The organism is Pseudomonas sp., assembly GCF_030696055.1.
Classification (GTDB): domain Bacteria; phylum Pseudomonadota; class Gammaproteobacteria; order Pseudomonadales; family Pseudomonadaceae; genus Aquipseudomonas.
Genome location: NZ_JAUYNP010000113.1, coordinates 24,844 through 35,615, shown reverse-complemented (window position 1 = coordinate 35,615; position 10,772 = coordinate 24,844). Strand labels below are relative to the sequence as shown.

Below are 10,772 nucleotides of genomic sequence, written 5' to 3'. Positions count from 1 at the left end.
TACCTTCCGCGTGCGCTCCCAGGTCATCGCCCATATCCGCAGCTTCCTGGCCAAGCGTGACTTCCTCGAAGTCGAGACGCCGATGCTGCAGACCATTCCCGGCGGCGCCGCGGCCAAGCCGTTCGAAACCCACCACAATGCCCTGGACATGGAAATGTTCTTGCGCATCGCCCCGGAGCTGTACCTCAAGCGCCTGGTGGTCGGTGGCTTTGAGAAAGTGTTCGAGATCAACCGCAACTTCCGCAACGAAGGCGTCTCGACTCGGCACAACCCCGAGTTCACCATGCTCGAGTTCTACCAGGCGTATGCCGACTACGAAGACAACATGGACCTCACCGAAGAGCTGTTCCGTGAGTTGGCGCAGCTGGTACTGGGCAGCACCGACGTGCCCTACGGCGACAAGGTGTTCCATTTCGGCGAACCGTTCGTGCGTCTGTCGGTGTTCGACTCGATCCTCAAGTACAACCCCGAGCTGACCGCTGACGACCTGACGGACATCGAGAAGGCTCGCGCCATCGCCAAGAAGGCCGGCGCCAAGGTGCTGGGCTTCGAAGGTCTGGGCAAGTTGCAGGTGATGATTTTCGAAGAACTGGTCGAGCACAAGCTGGAGCAGCCGCACTTCATCACTCAGTACCCGTTCGAAGTGTCGCCGCTGGCCCGTCGTAACGACGACAACCCAAGCGTCACCGACCGTTTTGAACTGTTCATCGGCGGCCGCGAAATCGCCAACGCCTACTCCGAGTTGAACGACGCGGAGGACCAGGCCGAGCGCTTTATGGCCCAGGTGGCCGACAAGGACGCCGGTGACGACGAGGCCATGCACTATGACGCCGACTTCGTTCGCGCCCTGGAATACGGCATGCCGCCGACCGCCGGTGAAGGCATCGGCATCGACCGCCTGGTGATGTTGCTGACCAATGCGCCGTCGATCCGCGACGTGATCCTCTTCCCGCATATGCGCCCGCAGGCCTGATGTCGATAAAGCCGCCTTCGGGCGGCTTTTTATTGCCTGCAAGGAATAGTTTTGGCGTTTTACTGCCTAAGTTAATAAACGCGCAATAAACCGAGAGGAAGCTCTTGCTGTGACTGCCAAGCCCGCCCCAGAAAGCGCCACCCATATGGCCCATGCCGTCGCCGAAAGTGTTCAGTACCAGGGGCGCAAGGCCAGCCGCCAGGGCAGTGAGCAGCGCCGTCAGGCGATTCTCGATGCGGCCATGCGCGTCATAGTGCGCGACGGCGTGCGCGCCGTGCGCCACCGCGCGGTGGCGGCCGAGGCGGGGGTGCCGCTGTCGGCCACTACCTATTACTTCAAGGATATCGACGACCTGATCACCGATACCTTTGCCCAGTTCGTCGAGCGCAGCGCCGCCTATATGGCGCATTTCTGGAGCAGTACCCAGGGCCTGTTGCAGCAACAGGTCAGCCAGCTCGATGGCAGTGCCGAGGCGCGTCGGCGCCTGGCGGGTGAAATCGCCCGCCTGGCGGTGGAGTATGTGCGCCAGCAGTTGCTCACCCGTCGCGAACATCTGCTGGCCGAGCAGGCCTTCCAGCAGGAGGCCTTGCTCAACCCGCGGCTGCATGAACTGATGCGCGCCCATCGGCAGATACTGCTGCAGGGCGTCACGCATTTCTTCGAGGTGTTGGGCTCGCAACAGCCCGAGCAGGATGCCAAGCTATTGACGGCGATTATTCTGCGCATGGAGTATCAGGGCCTGCTCGATGGTGTCGACCATCTGGACAGCGAGGGTATGTTGGCCATTCTTAAACGTTATATGCACCTGGTGCTGGGGCTCTGACCCCGGCTAACCCGTTCACAAGGAGAGCTGAATGAACGCCTGGCGCGCGCTACTTGCCGTGTCCTTCCTGTTGCTCAGTGGTTGTCTGGTCACCTTCAAGGACCCGATTCCCGCCAACGAGCCCGCCCCCATTCCCTTGCTTGGCGAGTGGTCGCGCAAGAACGAGTGGGGCGAGCAGCTATATCTGCTGATCACCCGCGCAGGCTCCAATGTCTACAAGGCTCGGGCCTATGTCGACAGCCTGGACAACCTCGACAGCCTCGAAGAGTACGGCTTTACCGTGGCTCATCACGGTCGGCGCTGGTATTTGTCGGCGGGCTTGCCGAAGAGCAAGGGGGCGAATTTCGCCATCGCTGGCTTTGAGCTGACCACGGACAACGAGTTGGTGATCTACAACCTGGATGTCGATCGCATCCTCCAGGAGCTGGAGCAGGGCGCTTTGCAAGGCGAGGTCGTCGCCAGTGGCCAGGACGATGGCGTGCTGATCACCAGCCCGCTGGATAAGGTGTTCACCTACCTCGACGATCAGGCCAATTCGGATGTATTTATCGAAGTCGCGCGCTATCAGCGTGTGGGCGACTAGCCGGGCATGGGGCCAGCATGAACAGTCATACAGGGTTGGACGACTATCAGTTGATCGTGCGGGTGTTGTCCGACCGCATAGTCGAGGCGCAAACGCCGATCCGCGTGCTGGATGCGGTGAAGTGGGATGAGGGGATTCGCAGCGAGTTTCTCAAGCACAAAGGCAAGAGGCTGCCGGCGGTCGACCGCGCCTACTACGACAATCGCCCGCTGGCCTTCGATGCCCCGGCCAAGAAGCTGGAATTCCAGAATATCGAGCGCGATATCACCCGCCAGCTCGGCCAGTTCAACCCGGTCGGGCAGATCATGCGGCGCATGTGCCGCGAATACCGCATGGTCATCCGCATGCTCGAAGCCCGCGGTACCGAGGAGTTCGGCCTGATTTCCCAGGAACTCTACGGCGCCGCCTCCGATGCCTTCCATGCCGGTGACCCGACTCTGGCCGATCTGGGCCTGATGTTTTCCGACTTCCTGAATAACATCGACAGCCGGGGCGACCTCAAAGACGAGCCCAAGACCCTGAATGCCAAGGAGGCGGTCGACCTGTTGCAGCGCCGCCTGAACAAGGTGTTCGGCGAGGAAGAGAGCACCATCCGGGTGTTCGAGTCCGACGGCATTCTCGCCGATGCGGCGGCCGGCGCCGATTACATCAAGATCCGCGCCGATGCCATGTTCAACGAGCGCGATGTGAAAGCCCTGGAAGTCCACGAAGGCCTGGTGCATGTGGCCACCACCCTCAATGGCCTGAATCAGCCGGTGTGCACCTTCCTGTCCAAGGGGCCGCCATCCTCCACCGTGACCCAGGAAGGCCTGGCGATTTTGATGGAGGTGATCGCCTTCGCCTCCTACCCGACCCGTCTGCGCAAGCTGACCAACCGCACCCGCGCCATCCATATGGCCGAGGAGGGCGCGGACTTCTTGCAGGTGTTCGACTTCTACCGCGAGCAGGGCTTCAGCCAGGAAGACAGCTACAGCAACGCCAACCGGGTGTTCCGCGGCTCAACCCCGGGCGGCCTGCCTTTCACCAAGGACCTGTCCTATCTGAAAGGTTTCATCATGGTCTACAACTACATCCAGTTGGCCGTGCGCAAAGGCAAGCTGGAGCAGATTCCCCTGCTGTTCTGCGGCAAGACCACCCTGGAAGATATGCGCACCTTGCGCCAGCTGGTGGACGAAGGCCTGGTGACGCCACCCAAGTACCTGCCGCCGCAGTTCAGCGACCTGAACTCCTTGGCGGCCTGGATGTGCTTCTCCAACTTCCTCAACCATTTAAGCCTCGATCGCATCGAAGCCGATTACTCCAATATTCTGTGATCCTTTCGTTGGGCTTCGCCGAGCTCAGCCCAACCTACCTGAGGTCCGTGGGTTGGGCTGAGAGTCCGTAGGCTGGGTTGAGCCGCGCAGCGGCGAAGCCCAACAGCCGGCATCGCCTCGCGTAGCCCGGATAAAATCCGGGGAGCTTGCCCCGAGCTGCCAGGAGCCCTATATGCCCAGCCATCCACTCGCTTACGAAATTCTCGGTGCGTCGGCGCAGAGTGTGGAAGTCATACTCGAACCCGGCGCGACTGTGATCGCCGAGGCCGGGGTGATGAATTATATGACCGAGGGCGTGCGCTTCGAGACGCGCATGGGCGATGGCGCGGCCAGCGGGGTGCTGGGCAAGCTGTGGAGCGTCGGCAAGCGCATGCTCACCGGCGAATCGCTGTTTATGACGCACTTCTCCAACGCCGGCCAAACCCAGGCGCGAGTGGCCTTTGCCGCGCCTTATCCGGGTACCGTGGTGCCGATCCAGCTGGCCGAGCATGGCGGCAGCCTGATCTGCCAGAAGGATGCCTTTCTCTGCGCGGCCTATGGCACGGCGGTCGGCATCAGCTTCAACAAGCGCCTGGGCGCCGGCTTCTTCGGCGGCGAGGGCTTTATCCTGCAGAAGCTCGAAGGCGATGGCCTGGCCTTCGTGCATGCCGGCGGCACCGTGATCCGCAAGGAACTGAACAACGAGACCCTGCGCCTGGACACCGGTTGCCTGGTGGCCTTTACCAGCGGCATCGATTACGACATCGCCCTGGCCGGCGGGCTGAAAAGCATGCTGTTCGGTGGCGAGGGCATTCTGCTGGCCACCCTCACAGGCACCGGCACCGTGTGGGTGCAGAGCCTGCCGTTCTCGCGCCTGGCCGAGCGCATCTACGAGGCCACCTTCAAGGCCCGCGAGGAAGTGCGGGCCGGCGGCAAGTGAGGGTTGCGACCCGGGCCTTTGCAAGATCGGGCGTTTGTAGCAAGCTGCGCCGCCTGGCGCCCTTGGCCCCCAGGCATTGCTTGAGCGGCTTTGGCGCTGCGGCTGACCTGTTTAATCTTGAGACTTGCTAATGAGCGAATTGAACCCCATCCCCCTGATCCTTACCGCTATCGGCAGCGTCTGCGCCACCGTGGCGCTGCTCGGCTACTACGGCTACCTGCATGTCGCCCAGCCCGAGGACGCCTTGCTGCTGTCCGAGTTCACCATGCTCAAGACAGTGCCCGGCGAGGACTACAAGGTCGCGCTGAAGCCGGCCAGCCAGGTGGCGCAGTGCATCGATGGCGTGCTGGTGCTGTTCGACCTGGAGCAGAAGGGCCTCAGCGGCGTGCTGGTGGACCCGCGCAAACAGGCCGTGCACTGCACCGAAGGCCCCGCGGCCCCCGCGGCAGAGTAGGCGAAGCGCGTATCAATGCTCGCTACTGTCCTGCTGCTGGTTCAATAGCTCCAGGTGCTTGCGCGATAGCGCCAGAAAACGCGGGGTCAGGCCTATGTCTTCATAGAGCGGATCGCCCTGCTCGTCGGTGGCCACCACCTGACTGCCCTTGACATAGGGGAGGCTGGCTTCCAGTTCCTCCAGGGCCGCGCCCAGCAGTTCGCCGAGCAACTCTTCGATATGGCGCTTGGGGTACATCTCCTGCAGCGTCGCCAGGCGCGCGGCGGATTCCAGATCCAGATGGATCTGGTAGGGGCTGCGGGTCAGGCTGCCCTTGGCGTTCTGTTCCCAGTGGCGAATCAATTCGCGAATCTTCATAAACCACCTCATCCTTCGCCCATTCGTGGTGGGCGGCTATTAAACCGCCAGGCACAGCCTAGCGGCCAGGCGGATTAGTCCTTTGGGGCGGCGTCGCGCAACGGCGAGGTTTGCCCCGCTTATCGACTGCGCCGCCGACAGCCGCATCGGCTCGATAAAAGCCACGGCTGCTACTAGCAATACTAGCTGACGCAGCGCTCGGCCAGTCATTGGCGCACAAGCCCGCCTTGCCCGACCTAGAGCTGACCAGCGACTAGCGCGGGGGTCCGCCAGCAACTAGGGTTAGCAAGAGGAATACGCCGAGTGGCCCGTCCTGGGGGATCGACGGAACCTCCTTGCGGGTGCCGAAGCGCCTGGAAGCCGCACTCATCACACCCGTGAGGTTAGGGATGACCCAACTCTTCGACAGCCGCATCGTCAGCGCCCCCGAAAACGCGGTCGATTTCATCAGCAACATCCTGCAGGCCTCCACCGAATATTCGATCATCGGCAAGGACCTGGACGGCACCATTCAGCTGTGGAACGAAGGGGCGCGGCGGATCTACGGCTACGCGCCCGACGAGGTGGTCGGCACGGCCAACGCCGCGATCCTGCACGTGCCGGAAGACGTGGCGTCCGGCCGCAACAGCGAGATACTCGCCGCGGCGCTGCGGGACGGCAAGTGGGAAGGCACCATCCTGCGCCAGCGCAAGAACGGCGAGCGCTTCACCGCGCGGGTGGTGATCACCCCGCGCCACGACGCCGCCGGCCAGCCGATCGGCTACCTGCTGATCTCCAAGGACCTGACCGACGAGCTGCGGCTGGCCGAGGAAGCCCGCGCCACCCAGCTCTACACCCGCTCGCTGACCTCGGCCAAGCTGTTCGACTCCACCATAGTCGGCGACGCCGCCAGCGCGGTGGACTTCATCACCAGCATCCTGCAGGCCTCGACCGAGTACTCGGTGATCGGCAAGAGCCTGGACGGCACCATACTGCTGTGGAACGAGGGCGCGCGCCGCCTGTACGGCTACGAGCCGGACGAGGTGGTGGGCAAGGCCAATTCCTCGATCCTGCATGTGCCCGAAGACGTCGACGCCGGCCGGCCCGGCGAAATCCTCGCCTCCGCGCTGGCAGAGGGCAAGTGGGAAGGCACCATCCAGCGCCTGCGCAAGAACGGCGAGCGCTTCACCGCCCGCGTGGTGATCACCCCGCGCCTCGATGCCTCCGCCAAACCCATAGGCTATTTGCTGATCTCCAAGGACATTTCCGACGAGATCCGCCTCACCGAGCAACTCAAGGCCACCCAGCTCTACACCCGTTCGCTGATCGAATCGAATATCGACGCGCTGATGACCACCGACCCGCTGGGCATCATCTCCGACGTCAACAAGCAGATGGAAGCGCTGACCGGCTTCGCCCGCGACGAGCTGATCGGCTCGCCGTTCAAGAACTATTTCACCGAGCCCAAGCGCGCCGAGGAAGGCATCAAGGCGGTGCTGCGCGAAGGCAAGGTGACCAACTACGAACTCACCGCGCGCAGCCGGGCCGGCCGCGAGACGCTGGTGTCGTACAACGCCTCGACCTTCCACGACGCCGACGGCAAGTTGCAGGGCGTGTTCGCCGCCGCCCGCGACATCACCGACCAGAAGCGCCTGGAACAGCAACTGCGCGACTCCGAGGCGTACAACCGCGGCCTGATCGAGGCCTCGGTGGACGGCCTGATCACCGTCGACCCCTCCGGCACCATCAGCGACGTCAACGCGCGAATGTGCCAGATGAGCGGCTATTCGCGTGAAGAGTTGATCGGCACCCTGTTCGCCGACTACTTCGGCGATGCCGAGCGGGCCGACGCCGGCGTGCGCGAGACCTTCGAGCGCGGCGTGGTCACCGACTACGTGCTGACCCTGGCCACCCGCGACGGCCGCCAGCTGGGCGTATCGTTCAACGCCTCGGTGTTCCGCGACCCGGCAGGCCAAGTGCGCGGCATCTTCGCCAGCGCCCGCGACATCACCGACCAGGCCAGGCTGCAGGCCCAGCTGGCCGACGAACGCACCTACAACCGCGGCCTGATCGAGGCCTCGCTGGACGGCCTGATCACCGTCGACCCGCTGCTGAACATCACCGACGTCAACGAAACCATGTGCCGGATGGCCGGCTTCAGCCGCGAGCAGCTGGTCGGCTCGCCCTTCCCGCAGTACTTCCTCGACAGCAAGCGCGCCGCCGACGGCGTGCGCCTGACCCTGGACGAGGGCGCGGTCACCAACTACGAGCTGACCCTGCGCACCGAAGACGGCCGCGAACGCCTGGTGTCGTTCAACGCGGCCATCTTCAAGGACCAGTCCAATGCGGTGCGCGGCATCTTCGCCAGCGCCCGCGACATCACCGAGCAGGCCCGGCTGCAAGGGCAGCTGGCCGAGGAGCGCGCCTACAACCGCGGGCTGATCGAGGCGTCGGTGGACGGCCTGGTGACGGTGGACGAGTCGATGAACATCACCGACGTCAACGACACCCTGTGCCGCATGCTCGGTCGCCAGCGCAGCCAGTTGGTCGGCTCCTCCTTCCCAAGCTACTTCAGCGAGCGCGAACGCGCCGCCGAAGGCGTGCGGCTGACCTTCAAGGAGGGCGCGGTCACCAACTACGTGCTGACGCTGCAAGCCGCCGACGCCAGCCAGCTGCCGGTGTCGTTCAATGCCGCGGTGTTCAAGGACTCCGCCGGCAGCGTGCGCGGCATCTTCGCCAGCGCGCGCGACATCACCGCGCAGAAGCAGCTGGAAGCGCAGCTGCAGGTGTCGCAGTTCTACACCCGCTCGCTGATCGAATCGAACATCGACGCGCTGATGACCACCGACCCGCTGGGCATCATCACCGACATCAACCAGCAGATGGCCGCGCTCACCGGTTGCACGCGCGAGGAGCTGATCGGCAGCCCGTTCAAGACCTATTTCACCGACCCGCAGCGCGCCGAGGAGGGCATCAAGCTGGTGCTGCGCGAGGACAGGGTGACCAACTACGAGCTGACCGCCCGCGCCAAGGACGGCAAGCAGACGGTGGTGTCGTACAACGCCACCACCTTCAACGACCGCGAGGGCAAGCTGCAGGGGGTGTTCGCCGCCGCCCGGGTGATCACCGATCAGAAGACCCTGGAACAGCAACTGCGCGAGCAGCAGACCTACCTGCGCGGCCTGATCGAGTCCTCGGTGGACGGCCTGATCACGGTCGACCCCTCCGGCACCATCACCGACGTCAACGACCGCATGTGCCAGATGACCGGCTATAAGCGCGGCGAGCTGATCGGCACGCCCTTCGCCGACTACTTCACCGAGCCGCAGCGGGCGCGCGACGGGGTCAAGGAGACCTTCGACAAGGAGGTGGTCACCGAGTACGCGCTGACCCTGGTGTCGCGCACCCGCCGGCTGCTGCAGGTGTCGTTCAACGCCTCGGTGTTTCGCGACGCGGCCGGCGAGGTGCGCGGCATCTTCGCCAGCGCCCGCGACATCACCGACCGGGTGCGCCTGGAAGAACAGCTGCGCGAGCAGCAGACCTACCTGCGCGGCCTGATCGAATCCTCGGTGGACGGCCTGATCACGGTCGACCCGGAAGGCTTTATCACCGACGTCAACGAACAGATGTGCCGCATGGCCGGCTACGCCCGCGAAGAACTGATCGGCTCGCCGTTCAAGCAGTACTTCACCGAGCCGGAGCGGGCGGACAGCGGGGTCAAACGCACCTTGGCCGAAGGGGTGGTCACCAACTACGAGCTGGTGCTACGGCACAAGGCCGGGCGCAAGGCCACGGTGTCGTTCAACGCCTCGGTGTTTCGCGGCGCCGACGGCCGCATGCAGGGCATCTTCGCCAGCGCCCGGGACATCTCCGAGCAGGCGCGCCTGCAGACCCAGCTGGCCGAGCAGCAGGCCTACAACCGCTCGCTGATCGAAGCCTCGGCCGACGCGCTGTTCGCCATCGCGCCGGACGGCATAGTCACAGACGTCAACGAGGAAGCCACGCGGGTCACCGGCTACTCGCGCAAGCACCTGGTGAACTCGCCCTTCCCCGAATACTTCACCGAGCCCGAGCAGGCGCGCTTAGGTGTGCAGCAGACCCTCAGCGAGGGCCGGGTGCTCGGCTACGAACTGGTGCTGATCACCCGCCAGGGCCGGCGCATCGCGGTGAGCTTCAACGCCGGGGTGTTCACCGACGCCGCCGGCTTGGCGCTGGGCATCCTCGCCGCCGCCCGCGACATCTCCGGGCAGAAGCAGCTGGAGCAGCAGCTGCGCGACCAGCAGTTCTATTCGCGCTCGCTGATCGAGTCGAACATCGACGCGCTGATGACCACCGACTCGCTGGGCATCATCACCGACATCAATCAGCAGATGGCGGCGCTCACCGGCAACAACCGCGACGAGTTGATCGGCACCGCCTTCAAGAACTACTTCACCGACCCGGCGCGCGCCGAAGAGGGCATCCGCCTGGTGTTGCGCGAGGGCAAGGTGACCAACTACGAACTGACCGCGCGCGCCAAGGACGGCAAGGAGACCGTGGTGTCCTACAACGCCACCACCTTCAACGATCGCGACGGCAAGCTGCAGGGCGTGTTCGCCGCCGCCCGCGACGTGACCGAGCGCAAGCGCTTCGAGCAGACGCTGCAGGAGAAGAACCTCGAGCTGGAGAACGCCAGCCTGGCCAAGGACCGCTTCCTGGCCAGCATGTCGCATGAGTTGCGCACCCCGCTCAATGCCATCATCGGCTTCACCGGCACGCTGCTGATGAAGCTGCCGGGGCCGCTGACCGGCGACCAGGACAGGCAGCTCTCCACCATTCAGTCCAGCGCCAAGCACCTGCTCTCCCTGATCAACGACCTGCTGGATCTGGCCAAGATCGAGTCCGGCAAGGTCGAGATCAATCTGCAGCGCATCTCCTGCCAGAGCGTGATCGAGGAGGTCGCCAGCTCGCTGCGGCCGCTGGCGGAAAACAAGGGCCTGGCCTTCGAACTGAACATGCCGGCGGCCGACATCGCGCTGCTGACCGACCGCCGCGCCCTCAGCCAGATAGTGATCAACCTGACCAACAACGCCATCAAGTACAGCGAGCAGGGCCAGGTCTGCATCAGCCTCACGCGGCGGCGCGCCAACGGCCAGGGCTATGTCGAGATCCAGGTAGCCGACAGCGGCGTCGGCATCCGCGACGAGGACCAGGCCAAGCTGTTCCAGGCCTTTACCCAGCTGGACTCCTCCAGCACCCGGCGCTACGAGGGCACCGGGCTGGGCTTGCATCTGTCGCAGAAGCTGTCCGACCTGATCGGTGGGCGTGTCAGCTTTCGCAGCGAGTTCGGCAAGGGCAGCACCTTCACCCTGACCCTGAGCGAGAGATAGCC

8 protein-coding genes are annotated in these 10,772 nt (G+C 64.2%); 7 read left to right on the top strand and 1 reads right to left on the bottom strand.

All coding sequences use genetic code 11. The features are described from left to right. The 6 genes from lysS to Q8Q83_RS06790 all read left to right on the top strand — a co-directional run. On the top strand, positions 1-973 hold a 973-nt coding region (gene lysS, locus Q8Q83_RS06815; RefSeq protein WP_305622272.1), incomplete at its 5' end, for a lysine--tRNA ligase. A 145-nt stretch (positions 974-1,118) separates the two neighbouring features. After that, entirely contained in the window at positions 1,119-1,796 is a 678-nt protein-coding gene (locus tag Q8Q83_RS06810; RefSeq protein WP_305622275.1) for a TetR/AcrR family transcriptional regulator, read from the top strand. A 31-nt stretch (positions 1,797-1,827) separates the two neighbouring features. Beyond that, on the top strand, positions 1,828-2,379 hold the full coding sequence (locus Q8Q83_RS06805) for a hypothetical protein (protein ID WP_305622271.1): 552 nt from the start codon (positions 1,828-1,830) through the stop codon (positions 2,377-2,379). A gap of 17 nt (positions 2,380-2,396) precedes the next feature. Further along, positions 2,397-3,692: a flavohemoglobin expression-modulating QEGLA motif protein gene (locus tag Q8Q83_RS06800; RefSeq protein WP_305622269.1), complete on the top strand. Its 1,296-nt coding sequence runs from the start codon at positions 2,397-2,399 to the stop codon at positions 3,690-3,692. Positions 3,693-3,864: 172 nt separating this feature from the next. After that, positions 3,865-4,611, top strand: a complete 747-nt coding sequence (locus Q8Q83_RS06795; protein ID WP_305622267.1) for a TIGR00266 family protein — start codon at positions 3,865-3,867, stop codon at positions 4,609-4,611. Between the two features lie 130 nt (positions 4,612-4,741). Continuing rightward, positions 4,742-5,065: a hypothetical protein gene (locus tag Q8Q83_RS06790; RefSeq protein WP_305622265.1), complete on the top strand. Its 324-nt coding sequence runs from the start codon at positions 4,742-4,744 to the stop codon at positions 5,063-5,065. A 12-nt stretch (positions 5,066-5,077) separates the two neighbouring features. Here the strand turns inward: Q8Q83_RS06790 and Q8Q83_RS06785 are convergent, their stop codons facing one another. Beyond that, positions 5,078-5,422 (bottom strand): pilin assembly protein, encoded by a 345-nt coding sequence (locus tag Q8Q83_RS06785; protein WP_305622263.1) that lies wholly within the window; start codon positions 5,420-5,422, stop codon positions 5,078-5,080. 389 nt (positions 5,423-5,811) lie between these two features. Here Q8Q83_RS06785 and Q8Q83_RS20195 point away from each other — a divergent pair, with 389 nt between their 5' ends. Beyond that, positions 5,812-10,770, top strand: a complete 4,959-nt coding sequence (locus tag Q8Q83_RS20195) for a PAS domain S-box protein (RefSeq protein ID WP_371132375.1) — start codon at positions 5,812-5,814, stop codon at positions 10,768-10,770. The last annotated feature ends 2 nt before the right edge of the window (positions 10,771-10,772 follow it).

Excerpts from the sequence above, each read along its gene's own strand:
- Q8Q83_RS06810 (WP_305622275.1), top strand. The coding sequence starts at position 1,119 with ATGGCCCATGCCGTCGCCGAAAGTGTTCAGTACCAGGGGCGCAAGGCC.
- Q8Q83_RS06805 (WP_305622271.1), top strand. The coding sequence starts at position 1,828 with ATGAACGCCTGGCGCGCGCTACTTGCCGTGTCCTTCCTGTTGCTCAGT.
- Q8Q83_RS06800 (WP_305622269.1), top strand. The coding sequence starts at position 2,397 with ATGAACAGTCATACAGGGTTGGACGACTATCAGTTGATCGTGCGGGTG.
- Q8Q83_RS06795 (WP_305622267.1), top strand. The coding sequence starts at position 3,865 with ATGCCCAGCCATCCACTCGCTTACGAAATTCTCGGTGCGTCGGCGCAG.
- Q8Q83_RS06790 (WP_305622265.1), top strand. The coding sequence starts at position 4,742 with ATGAGCGAATTGAACCCCATCCCCCTGATCCTTACCGCTATCGGCAGC.
- Q8Q83_RS06785 (WP_305622263.1), bottom strand. The coding sequence starts at position 5,422 with ATGAAGATTCGCGAATTGATTCGCCACTGGGAACAGAACGCCAAGGGC.
- Q8Q83_RS20195 (WP_371132375.1), top strand. The coding sequence starts at position 5,812 with ATGACCCAACTCTTCGACAGCCGCATCGTCAGCGCCCCCGAAAACGCG.